Annotated in this window: 20 protein-coding genes; 8 read left to right on the plus strand and 12 right to left on the minus strand. The window is 69.7% G+C overall.

What is annotated here, in order from left to right:
* Nucleotides 1–487: 487 nt before the first annotated feature.
* A complete protein-coding gene (locus AB6V31_RS12545) occupies nucleotides 488–745 on the minus strand; it encodes a hypothetical protein (RefSeq protein ID WP_369366009.1) in 258 nt (85 codons plus the stop codon).
* 47 nt (nucleotides 746–792) lie between these two features.
* Nucleotides 793–1,170, minus strand: coding sequence for a hypothetical protein (locus tag AB6V31_RS12550; protein ID WP_268103277.1), 378 nt, complete (start codon nucleotides 1,168–1,170; stop codon nucleotides 793–795).
* Between the two features lie 80 nt (nucleotides 1,171–1,250).
* Here AB6V31_RS12550 and AB6V31_RS12555 point away from each other — a divergent pair, with 80 nt between their 5' ends.
* Nucleotides 1,251–1,844 (plus strand): MarR family winged helix-turn-helix transcriptional regulator, encoded by a 594-nt coding sequence (locus tag AB6V31_RS12555; protein ID WP_369366012.1) that lies wholly within the window; start codon nucleotides 1,251–1,253, stop codon nucleotides 1,842–1,844.
* An 81-nt stretch (nucleotides 1,845–1,925) separates the two neighbouring features.
* Nucleotides 1,926–3,779, plus strand: coding sequence for a DUF2207 domain-containing protein (locus tag AB6V31_RS12560; protein ID WP_369366014.1), 1,854 nt, complete (start codon nucleotides 1,926–1,928; stop codon nucleotides 3,777–3,779).
* Nucleotides 3,780–3,788: 9 nt separating this feature from the next.
* On the opposite strand, the gene AB6V31_RS12565 is transcribed toward AB6V31_RS12560, so the two are convergent.
* On the minus strand, nucleotides 3,789–4,493 hold the full coding sequence (locus AB6V31_RS12565; RefSeq protein WP_369366016.1) for an esterase/lipase family protein: 705 nt from the start codon (nucleotides 4,491–4,493) through the stop codon (nucleotides 3,789–3,791).
* A gap of 111 nt (nucleotides 4,494–4,604) precedes the next feature.
* Here AB6V31_RS12565 and AB6V31_RS12570 point away from each other — a divergent pair, with 111 nt between their 5' ends.
* Entirely contained in the window at nucleotides 4,605–4,847 is a 243-nt protein-coding gene (locus AB6V31_RS12570; RefSeq protein WP_056226351.1) for a hypothetical protein, read from the plus strand.
* Nucleotides 4,848–5,057: 210 nt separating this feature from the next.
* On the opposite strand, the gene AB6V31_RS12575 is transcribed toward AB6V31_RS12570, so the two are convergent.
* Nucleotides 5,058–5,246 (minus strand): hypothetical protein, encoded by a 189-nt coding sequence (locus AB6V31_RS12575; RefSeq protein WP_369366018.1) that lies wholly within the window; start codon nucleotides 5,244–5,246, stop codon nucleotides 5,058–5,060.
* 89 nt (nucleotides 5,247–5,335) lie between these two features.
* The gene (locus tag AB6V31_RS12580) at nucleotides 5,336–7,942 is read right to left on the minus strand and encodes an MMPL family transporter (protein WP_369366020.1); all 2,607 of its coding nucleotides are present in this window, start codon (nucleotides 7,940–7,942) and stop codon (nucleotides 5,336–5,338) included.
* A 120-nt stretch (nucleotides 7,943–8,062) separates the two neighbouring features.
* Between AB6V31_RS12580 and AB6V31_RS12585 the strand changes: the two genes are divergently transcribed.
* From AB6V31_RS12585 to AB6V31_RS12595, 3 genes are all read left to right on the plus strand, one after another.
* Entirely contained in the window at nucleotides 8,063–8,632 is a 570-nt protein-coding gene (locus AB6V31_RS12585) for a TetR/AcrR family transcriptional regulator (RefSeq protein WP_369366022.1), read from the plus strand.
* Between the two features lie 245 nt (nucleotides 8,633–8,877).
* On the plus strand, nucleotides 8,878–9,900 hold the full coding sequence (locus AB6V31_RS12590; RefSeq protein ID WP_056226338.1) for a TerC family protein: 1,023 nt from the start codon (nucleotides 8,878–8,880) through the stop codon (nucleotides 9,898–9,900).
* Between the two features lie 115 nt (nucleotides 9,901–10,015).
* Nucleotides 10,016–10,981, plus strand: coding sequence for an LLM class F420-dependent oxidoreductase (locus tag AB6V31_RS12595; RefSeq protein WP_369366023.1), 966 nt, complete (start codon nucleotides 10,016–10,018; stop codon nucleotides 10,979–10,981).
* Nucleotides 10,982–11,014: 33 nt separating this feature from the next.
* Here the strand turns inward: AB6V31_RS12595 and AB6V31_RS12600 are convergent, their stop codons facing one another.
* From AB6V31_RS12600 to AB6V31_RS12620, 5 genes are all read right to left on the minus strand, one after another.
* Nucleotides 11,015–11,908, minus strand: coding sequence for a helix-turn-helix domain-containing protein (locus tag AB6V31_RS12600; protein WP_369366025.1), 894 nt, complete (start codon nucleotides 11,906–11,908; stop codon nucleotides 11,015–11,017).
* Nucleotides 11,909–12,222: 314 nt separating this feature from the next.
* Nucleotides 12,223–12,714, minus strand: coding sequence for an FBP domain-containing protein (locus AB6V31_RS12605; protein WP_056226331.1), 492 nt, complete (start codon nucleotides 12,712–12,714; stop codon nucleotides 12,223–12,225).
* Nucleotides 12,715–12,972: 258 nt separating this feature from the next.
* Entirely contained in the window at nucleotides 12,973–13,350 is a 378-nt protein-coding gene (locus tag AB6V31_RS12610) for a PPOX class F420-dependent oxidoreductase (protein WP_369366027.1), read from the minus strand.
* Nucleotides 13,344–13,877: a 2'-5' RNA ligase family protein gene (locus tag AB6V31_RS12615; RefSeq protein ID WP_074696445.1), complete on the minus strand. Its 534-nt coding sequence runs from the start codon at nucleotides 13,875–13,877 to the stop codon at nucleotides 13,344–13,346. Before AB6V31_RS12615 ends, AB6V31_RS12610 begins: the two co-directional genes overlap by 7 nt.
* Nucleotides 13,878–13,893: 16 nt before the next feature.
* Nucleotides 13,894–14,271 (minus strand): hypothetical protein, encoded by a 378-nt coding sequence (locus tag AB6V31_RS12620; RefSeq protein WP_056226325.1) that lies wholly within the window; start codon nucleotides 14,269–14,271, stop codon nucleotides 13,894–13,896.
* 168 nt (nucleotides 14,272–14,439) lie between these two features.
* Between AB6V31_RS12620 and AB6V31_RS12625 the strand changes: the two genes are divergently transcribed.
* The gene (locus AB6V31_RS12625; protein ID WP_056226322.1) at nucleotides 14,440–14,733 is read left to right on the plus strand and encodes a hypothetical protein; all 294 of its coding nucleotides are present in this window, start codon (nucleotides 14,440–14,442) and stop codon (nucleotides 14,731–14,733) included.
* 3 nt (nucleotides 14,734–14,736) lie between these two features.
* Here AB6V31_RS12625 and AB6V31_RS12630 read toward each other — a convergent pair whose 3' ends face one another.
* A complete protein-coding gene (locus tag AB6V31_RS12630; RefSeq protein ID WP_369366030.1) occupies nucleotides 14,737–15,063 on the minus strand; it encodes a hypothetical protein in 327 nt (108 codons plus the stop codon).
* 186 nt (nucleotides 15,064–15,249) lie between these two features.
* On the opposite strand from AB6V31_RS12630, the gene AB6V31_RS12635 reads away from it, so the two are divergent.
* A complete protein-coding gene (locus AB6V31_RS12635; RefSeq protein WP_056226316.1) occupies nucleotides 15,250–15,705 on the plus strand; it encodes a MarR family winged helix-turn-helix transcriptional regulator in 456 nt (151 codons plus the stop codon).
* A gap of 6 nt (nucleotides 15,706–15,711) precedes the next feature.
* Here the strand turns inward: AB6V31_RS12635 and AB6V31_RS12640 are convergent, their stop codons facing one another.
* Nucleotides 15,712–16,032 (minus strand): hypothetical protein, encoded by a 321-nt coding sequence (locus AB6V31_RS12640; protein WP_056228297.1) that lies wholly within the window; start codon nucleotides 16,030–16,032, stop codon nucleotides 15,712–15,714.
* Nucleotides 16,033–16,074: the final 42 nt, after the last annotated feature.

Here is a 16,074-nt window from a genome sequence, read left to right on the forward strand (position 1 = left end):
GAGGTGTCCCTCCGTGAACGCCGGCCGATGAGCTCGTTCCGGCGGGGAGAGCCTCGACCTCACGGAAGAGGTCAGCGTTGCGCGCGGGCCAGCCCCCGTGACGTCGGGAATGGCCCCGACTCGCGTCTGTCCACGCCGCTCCTCCCGGCACTCGTCTAGGCTGGCGTCACGTCAGCATCCGGAGGGGTCCGATGAATTCGCGATCACCACGTCCGATGGGTTTCGTGCTCTGCGTCGTCGCAATGGCCGTTCTGGCCGCCCCGACCCTGGTCTTCCCCGCCGATTCGCCCACCGGGCCCCGACTGATCTTCGGAGCCCTGGGAGGGGTCTGCTTCGCGGTCGCCGTTCTGCTCGTTCGAAAAGAACCCGCGGCGCGGGGGCCCGTCGACCGGTCAGGCGAGGACGTCACCGAGAACCGGGAACCGGAGGATCCCCCGGGTCGGTGATGCGGACCGTCCCGTGGGTGCGTCCCACGTTGGGGTTTCGGTCATGACTGCGCCCTGAAGAGTCTGGCGATCGTCGCACTGCGGCTGACCTCGCGGAGGAACTGCATCCCGCGGACGGCCGGGTTCTCGCGTCGATCCCGGGCGTGGCCGCCCAATGCCGACCGCGCCGCATCGGCGTGGGCGAAGGTGCCGATGTGCCGCCCGTGCGGGTCGAAGGCGAGGAACGTCCCGAGGGAGCGGCGATCGACGTACCCGGCGAAGTCGCCATCGCGCGTGGCGACACAGAGGTCGGCGTCCACCCGTGACCAGACGACCGCCCCGTTGGACGCGTGCGGCGCAGAAGGAGTCACGCCGCGCGGACGAGGGAACGCGTCGACTTCGACGCAGAGGCCGACACCCGCGGCGGGACGACTTTCTCCGCGGGCTCCTCGAGGGCGATGTCGAGGCTGAGGCCGCGCGAGGAGTTGGCATCGTTGGCCATGCGCTTGAGAAGGTTCTGGTCGAGCGCCTCCGGCTGCTCCGAGTCGAAGACGAACCGCAGAGGAATGGACGGCTGCAGCCAGATCGTCGATCGTCCCACCGGCTCGTCGGCGCCGTGCACCCACGAGAGCGTGAAGCTCTCACCGCGGCGGAGCTTGGTGGCGACGACCACCTTAACGTGCGCCAACATGCGGTCGTCGATGCGGATCGGCTCGGTCGTCGTGCCGTAGTAGAGCTTCGCCATGATGTACCCCTCTGCTCGTTGCTCACTGATGAACTTACTAGGTAGACTAGCGAATAGGCAAGCGAGATATTAGGAGATCGATGTCCAGCGAGCACGCGGCACCTCCGTCGTACTGGTACAGCGACAGCGTCGAAAACGAGCGCGGGGCGCGCGTCATGGAGGCGATGCGCGCGTACCGTTCAGCGGAGATGGCGATGCGTCGCCGCACTCAGGACTCCATGTCGATGGGCGAGAACGAACTCCTCGTCCTGCGCTTCCTCGCGAGGGCCAGCGGCGCGGGCCGGGACGTCACCCCCATCGACCTCGCCCGCCATCTCGGAGTGTCGACGGCGTCCGTGACGGCCCTGCTCGATCGGCTCGAGCGGTCGGGGCACCTCCGGCGCACGCCGCACCCCTCCGACCGCCGCAAGGTGGTCATCACCGCCACCCCGCACGCCGACGAGGAGATGCGCGAGACCCTCCGGTCGATGCACGCGCGCATGATGCAGGCGACCCGCGGGATGTCCGAGAGCGAGACGGTGGCCGTGACGGCGTTCCTCCAGCGCATGCGATGCGCCGTCGCCGATGCCTGCGAGGTCTCGGGCCGCTCCTGCTGTGCGCTGTTCGCTCCCCCTGTTGCCGCGCCCTCGATCCTTCGGACGGTCGCGGCGGCCACCCCCAGCGCCGCGGCCTGAGCGCTGCGTTCCCTCGACCGCGCACCAGACTCCGCCGCAGGGGGGATCCGCTCGCAACGGGCGGCCGGATAGCGTCTGAGCATGCCGAGCCTCGCCTCCTCGCCTTTCCGGGTCCGCCGCTCGTGGGCGGCCGTCGCCATCGTCGCGTTGGCGTTGCTCATCGCGCTCGCATCGCCTCGTCCCGCTTCGGCCGATACGAGCGACTTCACCTTCGACTCCTTCGACGCGCAGATGACGCTCACTCGGGCGGCCGACGGTCACGCCGAGCTCGCGGTGACCGAAACGCTCGTCGCGCGGTTCCCCGACGAAGACCAGAACCGCGGCATCATCCGGTCGATACCCGATGACTACGACGGGGTGCCCCTGCAGACCCGTGTCGTCTCGGTCGTGGACGCCGCGGGCGCGGCAGTTCCTTTCGAGGTCGAGTCCGACCGCCGCGAGGTGAGGGTGCTCACCGGCGACGACTCCTACGTCCGTGGCGTGCAGACGTACGTGATCTCCTACACGCAGCGCGACACCATCCGCTCCTTCGCGGATACGGACGCCGATGAGTTCTACCGCGACGTGAACGGCACGCAGTGGGAGCAGCCCTTCGGCGCGGTCTCGGTGCGCTTGTCGGTCGACGCGGCGCTCGTCCCCTTCCTGCGAGAGGGGGCGGCCGCCTGCTACGTCGGCTCGGAGGGATCGGACCGTCGGTGCGACATCGCGAGCGGATCCGGCGCCGCCGGCGTCGTGTTCTCGTCGCAGGAGCAGTCGCTCGGCCCCGGCGAGAACGTCACGGTCGCCATCGGGTTCGCCCGCGGGACGTTCATTCCCGGGGAGGTGGTGCGAACACCCCTCGAGCAATTCTCGGTCGACGCGGCCCCCGCGCTGGCCGGCAGCTCGATCGCGGCGGTGGGGATCGGCCTCGCGGGGGTCGGCGTCGCCGCCGCCGCTCGTCGGCGCGGTCGCGATGCGGACGGACGCGGCATCATCGTTCCCGAGTACGGGCCGCCCTCCGGAGTCGACGTGATCGAGGGCGCCGAACTGGTGCACCGGTCGGGTGCCGGCATCCCGGCCGCCCTTCTCGACACGGCTATCGCGGGCCATCTGCGCATCATCGAGACACCGGGGGAACCCGGCTCGCTCGAGCTCGAGTTCGTCGACGACGCGGGGGCGACACCGCTTCGGGCCGCCGTCGTCCGCGCCGTCTTCGGCGACGCCCCCGCCGCCGGGCAACGAGTGAAGCCCGGGCCCGCCCGTCAGGATGTCGCCCTCGCTCTGCGGCGGCTGCCGGCCGCGGCCTCGGCGGAGCTCCGCTCGCGCGGCTGGACCGCGAAGCAGAGACCGGGCACCGCGATCCTCGCCGCGGGCATCGTCGTCCTGGCCTTCGGGATCTCGGTGGCCGCCCTGATCCTCGCTGCAGCGGGCAGTGCACCGGCCTGGTGGCAGATCGTCGCGATCCCCGCGACGGTGGTTCTCGGCATCCTGGCCTTCGTCGTCCTGCGCTATCGGGATCGGATCACGGATGCCGGAGCCCCGGCACGCGATCACCTTCGGGGCCTGCGCGACTACCTGAGCCTCGCCGAAGCGGATCGCCTCCGCGTCCTGCAGAGCCCGGAAGGCGCCGAGAGGACCTCGATGGACCCGGGTGACCGGACGCAGGTGCTGCACCTGTACGAACGGCTCCTCCCCTGGGCGGTCGTGTGGGGCGTGGAGAAGGAGTGGGCCGAGGCCCTCGACACCCGCGTTCGCGAAGCGGGCGCGGATCTGGGGTGGTACAGCGGCGGCAGCGGGTTCTCGCCCGTGGCCTTCACGGGCATGATGGGGTCGCTGCACACGGCGAGCGCCCCGGCCGTGGCGACGACGAGTGGGTCGGGGAGCTTCTCCGGCGGCTCGTTCGGCGGCGGCTTCTCGGGCGGCGGAATGGGCGGCGGAGGCGGCGGAGGGCGCTGAACCGACCGCTCACTCCGCGGCGCGCAACACTTCGGCGATCACCCGCGGATCCTCCAGGACGCGGAAGTGCCCGCCGCGCGCCAGGACGATGTTCCTCGCCCCCGCGAGCTCGCTCCCCTCGGGAATGTGGGGGTCGAACGGGCCGAAGATCGAGACGATGCGAGTGTTCACGTCCGCTGAGGCGGCGAGCGCGCGCATCGTCGCGTCACCCGAGGCGAAGGCGCGCAGCGAGGGGGTCGGCATGAGCCTGCTGTAGCGCGACCCGCCGAACGGAGTGGCGACGGCGACCATCCCCCTCACGCGAGCGCCTGCGGGGCTGAACGCCATGACGTGCTTGCCGATGAGCCCGCCCTTGCTGTGCGCGACGAGCAGCACGTCATCGAGGCCGCGAGCGATCAACAGCTCCGCCACGCGCCCGGCGGATTCGGCGATCGGCCGACGGTTACCGCCGAGCTCCGTCACGACGTGCACGGGATGGCCGCGGTCGTGAAGGGCACGCGCGAGCGGCTCCATGAACCGCCAGGTCTCGTAGATGCCCGGAAGCAGGACGATCGGGGTGCCCTCCCCCGCGGCGAGGGAATCGGGGGCACCACGATCCCGCAGAGCGCGCGCCTGCGCCCGCACCGCGTAGACGTAGTCCTGCGCCCACCACCCGGCATCGCGCGCGGCGACGCGCACTCGTTGCGGCAGGGTCGTCACGGCATCCCTCGTCATATCCCCATCGTGTCGCGCTCGGGACGACGATACGGGCGGGTTGCCGCGCACATCGGCTCGTGCGACACAAGCCCGGGATCGCGGGAAGGGCGCCGACCGTACCGTGTGGCCATGGACATCTCAGACATCCGCTGGAACGAACCCGCCCGCCAGAAGATCCTCGACGACGCCGACGCCGTCCTGCGCGAGGCCGTCGTCGCGATCGCCCGGGACAGCGAGGGCATCTCGTCGGACGAGGCCTTCGCGCAGATCAACGCGCGCATCAAGGATCGCTTCATCGATTACGAGCCCGGCCCCGACATCCGCACCTACGCCGACGCGATCGCGGCGGGCGAGATCCCCACGACATCCTGAACCCCCGAGCGACGAAGGCGGTCCCGCGAGAATCCGCGGGACCGCCTTCGTATCGCCTGAGAGAACGCGACCGGAGTGAGGCACCGGCGTAGCCTGCCGGTACCCGGCCCCGGCATCGCCGGCGCGGATGACGCCACTTTCGGCGTCCCCGACGACTCCCGCCCGTCGAGCCCGTCCCCCACTCGGCTCCGGACGGGAGCCGTCGTCCGCCTAGCGGTCCTCGCCGTATCCGCGAATGCTGCGGAGGTCGTCCTCCAGGTCCTGTTGCGCGGGCTCGTCGTCGTGAACGGCGGCGTCCGCCGCGCGCTGCTGCTGCGCTCCGGCCTTCTTCTCCTCCACGCCGGCGTCGGTGGCGCCGTCCATGACGGGGGCGTCCTGCGTCTCTTCACGATCGGTCATCGTCGTCCTCCTCGGAATTGGTCCTTCCCGGCATCCTGTTGCTTCCGCCCCCACGGGAGCCGGGGCTTGCGCCGCCCGGCCGCGGGTGCTCAGGACCCGTGATGCCCGGGGTGGCGCCGCTCGAGAGCGGCCCCTTCGACGTCGACATCGGGAACGATCCGGTCCAGCCACTTCGGAAGCCACCAGGCGGACCCGCCGAGGACGTGCATGATCGCCGGCATGAGCAGCATCCGCACGATGAACGCGTCGAAGAGCACGCCGAGCGCGAGACCGAGGCCCATCGACTTGATGATCACGGAGTCCGAGGCGATGAAGCCCGAGAACACCGCCACCATGATGATGGCGGCCGCCGTCACGACCGTGCGCCCGGCTCGGAAGCCCTGGGCGACGGCCACGCGCGGCGCCGCTCCGTGCGCCCACGCCTCGCGCATTCCCGTGGCCAAGAACAGCTGGTAGTCCATCGCGAGCCCGAACAGGATGCCGACCAGGATCACCGGCAGGAAGCTCAGGATCGGGCCGGGGTTGTGCACGCCCAGCACGCCACCGAGCCACCCCCACTGGAACACCGCCGTCACGGCGCCGTAGGTCGCGAACAGCGACAGGACGAACCCGAGGGTCGCGATCAGCGGCACGAGGAGCGAGCGGAAGACCATCACCATGATGAGGAACGACAGCCCCACCACCACGACGAGGTAGATCGGCAGGACGCTCGCCAAACCCTCGGAGATGTCGATGTTGATCGCCGCGGCGCCCGCCACCCCCAGGTCGATGTCACCGTCCACGGGCGGGATCGCCCGCAGGTCGCGCACGAGCTGTTCGGTGGAGACGGCGTTCGGCCCCTCCTTCGGGATGACCTGGAACGCCGCGAGCGTGCGGTCGTCGGAGACCGCGACCGGGGCGACGGCGGCGACATCGTTCTGCGAGAACAGCTCGCGGGCGACGTCGAGCTGGATACCTCGCACCTCGTCCTCGGCGGTTCCCCCGGGAAGGGCGGCGGTCACGAGCAGCGGGGCGTTCGCACCGGCACCGAACGCCTGCTCCGTCCAGGTGAAGGCCTTGTACGCCGTCGAGTCCTCGGCCTCCGATCCGCCGTCGGGAAGACCGAGGCGCATCGACAGCGCGGGGATCGCGACGACCAGCAGGACTATCGTGGCCACGACCATCGTGACGACGGCACGGAACGTCGACATTGGCTTCACCCCGGCCGCGGCGACCGGGACGGCACCCGTGCGAGCGGCGCGTCGAGGGTGCTCCTGGACGTCCGAGGGCGCGATGCCCTCGCGGGCCGCCCGACGAGGGTGCGCTTCGGCCGCTGCGGCGACGAGTCGCCCGCGCGCGCGTCGGCTCAGGATGCGCGTTCCCGCGAGGCCGAGCAGGGCCGGTGTCAACGACACGGCGATGAGCACGGCGACAAGGACGCTCACCGCACCCGCCGTCCCCATCAGCCCGAGGAACGGGATGCCGGTGATGTTCAGCGCCAGGAGGGCGACGATGACCGTGGTGCCGGCGAACACCACCGCATTACCGGCGGTGCCGTTGGCGAGGCCGATCGAGTCGACGACGTCCGCGCCCTGCAGGAGCTGGCGCCGGTGCCGATACAGGATGAAGAGCGAGTAGTCGATGCCGACGGCCAGCCCCAGCATCACGCCCAGGATCGGCGTGACGGATGCCATCTGCACCAGACCCGAGAAAGACAACGTGGCCATCGCGCCGATCGCGACCCCGACCAGTGCGGTGATGATCGGGAACGAAGCCGCCAGGAGGGATCCGAGGACGACGATCAGAACGATCGCGGCGATCGCGACGCCGATCGCCTCGCCCACGCCGAGGATCTCCGGGACCCCCTGCGAGATCTCGGCGTTGAAGGCGACCTCGACCCCGTCGACGGGCGCGGCGGTGAAGTGCTCGACCACGGCGTCCTTGGACGCCTGGGAGAGCTCGAGACGGGGTTCGCTGAACGAGACGTTCACGATGGCCGTTGATCCGTCCGCCGCGACCAGGCGGATGGCATCCGCGAAGCCGAGCAGCTCCGACCCGTCATCGAGTTGTGTCTGTTGGGCGTCGATCTGCGCGAGGCCGTCGCTGAGCTGAGTCTGCTGCTGCTCGAGGCCGGACCGCTGCTGGTCGATCTGCTGCTGCTGCGCCTCGAGGGCCGTCAGCTGGGCCTGCTTCTGCGCGGCCGGGAGCGGCGCGGATTCGATCTGCGCCTTCGCCTCGTCGAGCTTCTGCTGTCCCGCCTCGAGCTGAGCCCTTCCGGCGTCGAGCTGTTGCTGACCGGACTCCGCCTGCGCTCGGGCCTGGTCGATCTGCTGCCTGCCGTCGACGACCTGTTGCCGCTGCGCGTCGAGCTGCTGCTGGGCGGTGAAGGGGTCGGTGACACGGGCCACGTCGGGGAGGTCACCCGCCGAGGTCACCAGCGCCGAGATCGCGGTCTTCTGCGCGTCGGTGAGGGGCGAGCCGTCATCGGTACGGAAGACCACGGCGCCCGAGGCGCCCGCGAAATCAGGAAGCTCCCCCTGCAGTTCGGAGATCACCTCTCCGGATGCCGTTCCCGGGATGTCGAAGCTTGAGCTGAGGCCTTTGAATCCGACGAGGAACCCGCCCACGACGATCCCCAGGATGACCAGCCACGCGACGATCACCGTCCACGCGCGACGAGCCGCGAATGTTCCGAGGCGGTGCAGCAGTTCAGCCATGCGGGGTGTTCCTCTCGTGCGGTGCGCGCGAGGGAGCACCGTCGGCTCCGACAAGTCCGGGCAAAGATAACACGCACCGTCTCGTCTCGCTTTGCCCCGCGATCGTCCAGAATGTGTGACATGACTCTTCCGCGCAGTGGACCCGTGCGCAGCGAGGCGGCGCGTCTGGCGATCCTCGACGCCGCGGTGGCGCTCTTCGTCGAACGCGGATACGACCACCTCACGGTCGAGGGCATCGCCCGACGCGCGGGCGTCGGCAAGCAGACGATCTACCGCTGGTGGGCGAGCAAGGGCGACGTCATCGCGGAGGCGATTCTCGAGGGCCGCCTGCTCGGCGGCCGACGCGAGCTCCCCGACACCGGCGACCCGCGCACCGATCTCGCTGCGTGGCTCACCGATCTGTTCACTCTGCGGGCGAGCGCGGACGGCGAGGGGATGCTGCGCTCTCTCGTCGCTGCGGCCGCCGGCAGCGCCGAAACCGGCCGGCGGCTCCGCGCGGAGATCCTCGCTGCCCCTCTCGTCGAGAGCCTCTCGCAGGCCATGGGCGGCGTCTCGGGCCCGCGGCTCGACGCCGCCGCCGACGCCCTGGTGGGGGCGGTCATCCTGCGCGCCCTCAGCCGCGAGCAGTTCGACGCCGTCGACATGCTGGCCCTCGTCGACGCCGTCGTGGGCGGCGCTCCCCCGCGTTGAGGCGCACCACCGTCGAACGCCGAGGTCCGGCATCCACCCCCGGTTAGCACAGCGGGCGGATCGTCGTCCAGTCCCGGAACGCAGAGCCGGATGCCGTACAATCGAGCCCAGCAAGGGGAGTACTCCCACCGCGACGTTCTCGTCAATACGGATCACGCCATCGTGAGCCCGGGACGTCGGCCCATCTCGCCGGGTGGAGGAGACCTTGGTGTCTTGCCGTACACCTATTTCCCTTGGAGGCCGCCATGGGCGTCACCCCTCTGATCTGGATCATCACGATCGCGATCACCATCGCCTTCTTCGTGTTCGAGTTCTTCGCGCACGTCCGAAAGCCTCACGAGCCCTCGATCGCCGAATCCGCCCGCTGGTCGGCGTTCTACATCGGCCTCGCGCTCCTGTTCGGCGTCGGCATCGGCGTGTTCTCCGGTTGGACGTTCGGTGGGGAGTACTTCGCCGGTTATCTGACCGAGAAGGCGCTGTCGATCGACAACCTCTTCGTGTTCCTGATCATCATGACCGGGTTCGCCGTGCCGAAGATCTACCAGCAGAAGGTGCTGATGATTGGCATCGTGATCGCTCTGATCATGCGCGGTGCCTTCATCGCCGTGGGCGCCGCCCTCATCGAGAACTTCTCCTGGATCTTCTACATCTTCGGCGCGCTGCTGCTGTTCCTCGCCTATCGTCAGGCGTTCGCGCACGGTGAGAGCGACCCCGCGAACGGCAGATTCATGAAGTTCGTCCGCCGCGTCCTGCCGGTGAGCGAGGAGTACAACGACGACAAGCTGACCGTGCGCAAGAACGGCAAGCGATTCGTCACCCCGATGCTGCTCGTGATCATCGCCATCGGCTTCATCGACCTCGTCTTCGCCGTCGACTCGATCCCCGCGATCTACGGCCTGACGAACGAGGCGTACATCGTCTTCACCGCCAACGCGTTCGCACTGATGGGTCTGCGCCAGCTCTACTTCCTCATCGGCGGCCTGCTCGAGCGCCTGGTCTACCTCGCGCAGGGCCTCGCGGTCATTCTGGCGTTCATCGGCGTCAAGCTCGTCTTCCACGCTCTGCACGTGAACGAGCTGCCGTTCATCAACGGCGGCGAACCGCTGCTGTGGGTGCCCGAAATCCCCATCTGGTTCTCGTTGCTGTTCATCGCGGCGACGGTGGCAGTGGCGACCTTCCTCAGCCTGCGCAAGACCCGCAACGACGACAAGAAGAAGGAGCGGGAGACCTTCGAGGGCGAGAAGGTCATCCACGCTCCCGAAGACTGACCTCGTCACGGAGGGCCCGCGGCGCGGACCGCGGGCCCTCCGTCGTGTCTGCCGCATCTGCGTGGCGAACGCAACCCCGGCGAGCGCGCGATTCCCCCGCCCTACCGTGGCCGACATGACGCGATTCGGCTACACCCTCATGACCGAGCAGAGCGGCCCCAAGGCCCTCGTCGACTACGCCGTCGGTGCCGAGCGCGCCGGCTACGACTTCCTCGTCTCGAGCGACCACTACTCCCCGTGGCTCACCAGCCAGGGCCACGCGCCCTACGCCTGGACGGTGCTCGGAGCGGTCGCACAGGCCACCACCGACGTCGAGCTGATGACGTACGTGACCTGCCCGACCGTTCGCTATCACCCCGCCGTGGTGGCCCAGAAGGCGGCGACCCTTCAGCTCTTGTCCGACGGTCGTTTCACTCTGGGCCTGGGATCCGGCGAGAACTTGAACGAGCACGTCGTGGGTGAGGGGTGGCCCGCCGTCCACGCGCGTCAGGACATGCTCGTCGAGGCGATCGAGATCATCCGCGCGCTGCACACGGGCGACCTCGTCACCTACGACGGCGAGTATTTCCGCGTCGACTCCGCGCGCGTGTGGGACGCCCCCGACGGTGGCGTCCCCATCGGTGTGGCCGTGTCGGGCGAGCACTCGATCGAACGCTTCGCCCCGCTCGGCGACCACCTGATCACCACGGAACCCGACGGCGATCTGATCGCCGGATGGGATGCGCACCACGAGGGCCCCTCGCGGAAGATCGGCCAGATCCCGATCAGCTGGGATCCGGACAAGGATGCCGCGGTCGCCCGCGCCCACGATCAGTTCCGGTGGTTCGCCGGCGGCTGGGCGGTGAACGCCGATCTGCCCACTCCGGCCGGCTTCGCGGGTGCGTCGCAGTTCGTGCGGCCCGAGGACGTCGCGGAGTCGATCGCCTGCGGCCCGGACCTCGACGAGCTCGCCGAGAGCGTCCGCCCCTTCATCGACGCGGGGTTCACCGACATCGCGATCGTCCAGGTGGGCGACGAGCAGCAGCAGCGCTTCGTCGACGAGATCGCGGCCCCACTTCTCGAGAAGCTCCGCGCGCTGTGAGGGGTCGGGGTGCGCACTGCGCGCACCCCGGCATCACGCGCGTCCGACGTACCCCGCCTCGGCGACCCACCGCTCGAGCTTCCAGACGGGGAAGCGGAAGATCCGGGCGACGGTGACCACGTCGTAGTCCGCCTCGGCGACGGCCGCGACCGCGAATTCCCGGAGGGAGCGGAACTCCCGACCTGCGAGAACCCCCTCGCGCAGATCGGAGAAAGTCCGCGGTTCGCGGGCGACACCCGCATCCTGAGCGACGAGGACGTAGCGCGAAGTGGGCGGGGGCGCGTCGCTCTCGACCACGAGAGGAGCCGGAGGCGCCACGCCGATCTCCGTTCGGACGATCGTGGCGGTGGACGCGGGCGAGACGACCGTCGTCGCCGCCGGGGCGCTCCCCATCCACGGCGCCGGAGGAAGAGCGCCTCCCCACGACTTCTCCGTCGGTTCGATCGGGGGCGACGCGGGCGCAGGGTCGACTCGCGGCGGCGTGACGGAGGTCGTCTGCGGCGCCGAGGTGCCTCTCACCCACGGGGCGGCGGGGAGCTCCCCTCCCCAGATCACCTCACTGGGCACGACATGGGGGCTCGACGCGGGCGCGGGCGCGGCCGACGTCATCCACGGCGCCGGAGGGAGGTCCCCGCCCCAGGTCACCTCGCTCGGCACGACGTACGGGCTCTGGGGTTCTCGATCGCTCCGGTCCCGAGCCGTCTCGCCGAACAGCTCCGACAGATCGATCTCGAAGGCTTCCGCGAGAGCGACGAGGGTCGCCAGCGAGGCCGTGGTGCGTCCGGATTCGATCGCGCGAACACGCGACTCCGAGATCCCGGCTTCGTACGACAGAGCCGTGACGGACAGGTCGCGCTCGCGCCGCAGACGACGGACTCGGTCAGCGAGGGTGTTCAGGACGGCGTCGAGGCGGTCGTCGACGGACATCGAGGTCACCTTCCGGCCTCAGTGCACTGCACCGATACCGCGCCCCGCGCGGGAGATGGCCCCGAAGGACGCCGGTCTCGAGTCGGAGAACCCGCCTCGACCGCGCCGTGTGATCGTGCCGACACCGTTCTCCCCCTCAGGCACCAAGCCGTCGACTCATGTCCGGGGGAGACACTGAACACTATCGCGTCCGACGAGCGCCGTGTGAACGCCGCGCGCACCCCCTCGTGTGCGCCCGCGCGGTGCCCGCTCCGCCGGCGCCGACCCACCGGACTGACCGCCGACGACTCGTGGGCGGTCAGTCCGGTTCGTCTTCACGCGCCGTCGCGCAGGTCGCGGAAGAACGTGTCGACGTGGGCGCGCAGCGCCTCGACCCGTCGATCGCGAGCGGCCGCGGCGTCATGCCCGAGGTAGGCGGGCGGATCGAGCCGCCGAACATTCCGCGAGCACTCGAACCGCGCGCACACGAGGGTTCCGACGGTGTTGCCCGCGCGCCCGGCCTTCCCGGCGCGGCGGGCGGCGAAGAACACGACGTCGTTCGGCAACGTCACATCGGAGCACCACGAGCATTGCGGGCGCGTGCGCGTCGGTTGCTCTGCTTGTCGCAGTTGAAGACCGACGGGGCTCCCGTCGATGTCGGCGACCACGAATCCGAGGAGCGGGGTCTTGGCGTCACGCCAGCCGAAGTAGTCGAGGCGGTCCCACGGAGCCGCGTCGAGGTCGGTGGGGATGACGATGGAGCTGCGCTCACGCGTGGAGACGTTGACGAAGCTGGAGCGGAGATCGGAGGCAGAGAAGGCGTGCATGGAAAGTCCCGTCGGTGAACCGCGTCGCGCGGGGCGGAGCGGCGACGAACGCGCGGGAAATCGCGCGGCGATAGGCCCGCCTCGAGAGGACGGGCGAGGTGGGCGCGTGCGGCGAAGCCGAGCGCCCGCGCCGGTCACCCGGCGAGGAAGGCGGCGTGCACGGCGCCTGTGCCGTCGGCGCTCCGCGCGCCGACGACCCCCTCACGCCCGGAGGGCATCGACGAGGTGACGGGGGACATGGACCCCACCATACGCCTCTCAGCCTCGGAAAACGGCCGAGCCGAGGACGCGCTCGACGGTCATCTCCAGGACGACCCGATCGGGGTTGACCCGCGGCTGCCGGTAGCGGGCGGCGTACAACTCGACCGCGTGGCTCACGGCATCCGGATCATCGCTCACCCGCGCCGCACCCTCGAAACTGATCCACTTCGCCCCGTCGACCGAGCAGATGGAAGCCCGACCACTGCGCTCCGCGTTGACGAACTTCTGCGTTCCCCGCGAACCGATGACGCGGACGACGCCGTCCTCGTAGGTGAAGCCGACCGGAACGGAATGCACCCGCCCCGACCGCCCGATGGTCGACAGGGTGGCCAGGTGGTATTCGCGGAGGAACTCGAAGGCGTCGTCGGTCAGCACGATTCCAGGGTGCCACGTCCCACGAGATCCGTGACCGTCTTCGTCGCAGCGTCCCACCGGCGGATGCCGACCGCTCGCGCTGCGAGATCCTCGCCGCCTCGTTCCTCCAGGACGCCGAGCGCGTCGCCCAGGCGCTCCAGGGGCACCCGCCGGGCGAGTGTCACGTGCGCCGTCCACGCGCCGGGAACCGAGTGGTCGACGTCGGCCCCCGGCCCGGCGAGCTCGTGGACTCGCGCGTGCAGCGAGAGGAGCTCCTCCGTCGGGACCACGGAGCGCGCGATGACCCGGTTGCGTCCCCTCCCGAACAGGACGGGGGCCCCGAGGCGGAGCGCGAGCGGAAGAGCCGCCTCCAGGGGCGCGACATCGAACGGCGCCAGGTCCGGTCGGACGAGGAGGGTCACGTGGGGGCGGTTGCTCTCGCCACGGTGACGGGCCTGACTGGGCAGGTCGGCGCTGACGAGGGCGTCCCACTCTGCGCGGACGGCGGAGTCGGTCTCGTCGTCGAAGACCAGCTCCAGGCTGACCACATCCGTCATCGTCGCGTCACCGGGTGGACCACCACGCGGCCGCCACCAGGACGGGCTGGAAGAACAACCGCCCGAAACGCTTCTGGTCGGTGTCCAGCCCGAACGCCGAACGACCCTTGCGCCACTGGTCGATGTTGCCGGGGAAGATCGCCACGAAGAAGGCGGCGAGCGCGGCTCCGATCCGACGCCGCTCCTTCGGGAGGACGAGGAGCGCAAGCCCGAAGGCCGCCTCCACCACGCCGGATGCCACGACCACCGCGTCGCGATCGAGCGGACCGTTCTCGACCAGCACGTCGGGCACCTGGGCCTGGAAGTCGCGGCGGGCGAAGGTCAGGTGCGAGACACCGGCGAACAGCATTGCCAGGGCGAGAGCCCAGCGCACGACAGATTTCATGGAGACACCGTACGACGGTCCTCGGTCGCCGCGGGCAGGCTTGACGCCACGTTCCGGCGCTCCCGCGCTCCCCTCACCGATCGCTACGGCACACGTCCCGATCGCGCAACCCCAGGCCGCCGACGGCGCACGGCGGTTGACTGGCATCACGGACGAAGGAGGTGCACCGTGACCATGACCGATACCGCGACCCGCGAGAGTCGAGAGCAGGATCTCGACGCCCTCCTCGTGCGCGCAGCCTCGGGCGACTGCGACGCCTTCGTCGAGTTCTACGACGCCACCTCACCCCGCATCTATGCGGTGCTGCTCTCCCTCACGGGGATCGCGGCGCGCGCCGACGCGCTTCTCGAGGGCATCTACGTCGAGGCGTGGGAACGCATGCGCGGGCGTTCGGCTCCCCCGTGCCCCGGCATGGAGTGGATGTCGGCCATCGCTCACCGCCACGCCACGGCGTCGCGGTGAGTCTCAGCGGGCGTCCGCGACGAGTGCAACGGTGCTGTCGCCGAGATCGAGCGTGAGACCGCTCGATGAATTCGCCGCGTTCGCCAGGCTCTGTAGCACGGCGGGGTCGAGCACCTCGGGCTCCGCAGACCCGAACACGAACCGCAGGGGAATCGACGGCTGGATCCAGAGGGTGCTCCGCCCGGCGGGTTCATCCGATGGATGCCGCCACGAGACGGTGAAACTCTCGCCGCGACGCAACTTGGTCGCGATGACGACCTTGACGTGGGCGAGGACGCGATCGGGGATGCGGATCGGGCTCGGAGAAGATCCGTAGAACAGTGAGCCCATCGGCGTCTCCTTCCGGGTGGTTCCGGTCCCCTGATCATACGAGATCCGCCCGGCTGAGCACATGAACCGAAAGGGAAGTCTCAGCGTGATCTCCCTTGTCGGACTCGAGCCGGAATGCATCGTTCGGCTGGAATCTCGGCGACCTAACTAGAATGCCTACACGGGGGCTCTACCCCGAGGAGACTCATGACGCTCGAGACGCAGGACGATCACGCGATGACGGCGGCGCGCGCGGTCGAAAGGCTCCGCCTCGCGGAGGCCCGGCTCGCTCGGCGGCGGCAGACGGATTGCGGTCCCAGCGAGAACGCCCGCGCGGCAATGCGTCTGATCCTGGAACGCGCCGACGCCGGAGTCACCGTCACCCCGACGGAGATCGCCCAGGCGCTCGGAATCTCCACCGCCTCGGTCACGGGGATGCTGGACCGCCTGCGCGCGGGCGGGTTGATCGATTTCGTCGCGAACCCCTCGGACCGCCGGAGCAAGTTCGTCGTCCCCTTCGATCGCGGCGCCGATCCGGATGCCATCGACCCGGTGACCGCGCGCATCCGCGAATTCGCCCTGGGCCTTCCGGAAGACACCGCGGATCAGCTCGCTGTGTTCCTGGACCGTGTGCGCGAGGTCGTCGACGCCGAGTGCGCCTGAGGGAGCTCAGCCCACCGAGGCGGAAACCGCGTCGGGGTCGGGCTCGGCCGTGATGCTCAGTCCCTGCGGGGAACTCGCCTCGTCCATGAGAGCTTCAACCCACCGACGATTGAGCTGCGGCGCTCGACTGCCGTAGAAGTGGAAGACCAGCGGGATCGACGGTGAGATCCAGAGCGTGCGGGTCCCGCTGCCGTCCCCCATCGGGAACTGGAACATGAAGGGTTCGCCGCGGCGCAGCTTGTTCATGAAGACCACTCGGAGGTGGGACAGGGTCCGATCCTCGATGTCGAAAGAATGCCCGAGGGTGTTGTAAACCAGTTTGCCCACGGCCACAGTCTATAACGCTTCACCCCCTTAACTACCTCGGCC

Source organism: Microbacterium sp. 16-032 (assembly GCF_041079455.1).
GTDB classification, from domain to species: domain Bacteria; phylum Actinomycetota; class Actinomycetes; order Actinomycetales; family Microbacteriaceae; genus Microbacterium; species Microbacterium testaceum_A.

Coding starts and splice junctions, on each gene's coding strand:
- AB6V31_RS12550 (WP_268103277.1), bottom strand. CDS start 1,170: ATGGCGAAGCTCTACTACGGCACGACGACCGAGCCGATCCGCATCGAC.
- AB6V31_RS12555 (WP_369366012.1), top strand. CDS start 1,251: ATGTCCAGCGAGCACGCGGCACCTCCGTCGTACTGGTACAGCGACAGC.
- AB6V31_RS12560 (WP_369366014.1), top strand. CDS start 1,926: ATGCCGAGCCTCGCCTCCTCGCCTTTCCGGGTCCGCCGCTCGTGGGCG.
- AB6V31_RS12565 (WP_369366016.1), bottom strand. CDS start 4,493: ATGACGAGGGATGCCGTGACGACCCTGCCGCAACGAGTGCGCGTCGCC.
- AB6V31_RS12570 (WP_056226351.1), top strand. CDS start 4,605: ATGGACATCTCAGACATCCGCTGGAACGAACCCGCCCGCCAGAAGATC.
- AB6V31_RS12575 (WP_369366018.1), bottom strand. CDS start 5,246: ATGACCGATCGTGAAGAGACGCAGGACGCCCCCGTCATGGACGGCGCC.
- AB6V31_RS12580 (WP_369366020.1), bottom strand. CDS start 7,942: ATGGCTGAACTGCTGCACCGCCTCGGAACATTCGCGGCTCGTCGCGCG.
- AB6V31_RS12585 (WP_369366022.1), top strand. CDS start 8,063: ATGACTCTTCCGCGCAGTGGACCCGTGCGCAGCGAGGCGGCGCGTCTG.
- AB6V31_RS12590 (WP_056226338.1), top strand. CDS start 8,878: ATGGGCGTCACCCCTCTGATCTGGATCATCACGATCGCGATCACCATC.
- AB6V31_RS12595 (WP_369366023.1), top strand. CDS start 10,016: ATGACGCGATTCGGCTACACCCTCATGACCGAGCAGAGCGGCCCCAAG.
- AB6V31_RS12600 (WP_369366025.1), bottom strand. CDS start 11,908: ATGTCCGTCGACGACCGCCTCGACGCCGTCCTGAACACCCTCGCTGAC.
- AB6V31_RS12605 (WP_056226331.1), bottom strand. CDS start 12,714: ATGCACGCCTTCTCTGCCTCCGATCTCCGCTCCAGCTTCGTCAACGTC.
- AB6V31_RS12620 (WP_056226325.1), bottom strand. CDS start 14,271: ATGAAATCTGTCGTGCGCTGGGCTCTCGCCCTGGCAATGCTGTTCGCC.
- AB6V31_RS12630 (WP_369366030.1), bottom strand. CDS start 15,063: ATGGGCTCACTGTTCTACGGATCTTCTCCGAGCCCGATCCGCATCCCC.
- AB6V31_RS12635 (WP_056226316.1), top strand. CDS start 15,250: ATGACGCTCGAGACGCAGGACGATCACGCGATGACGGCGGCGCGCGCG.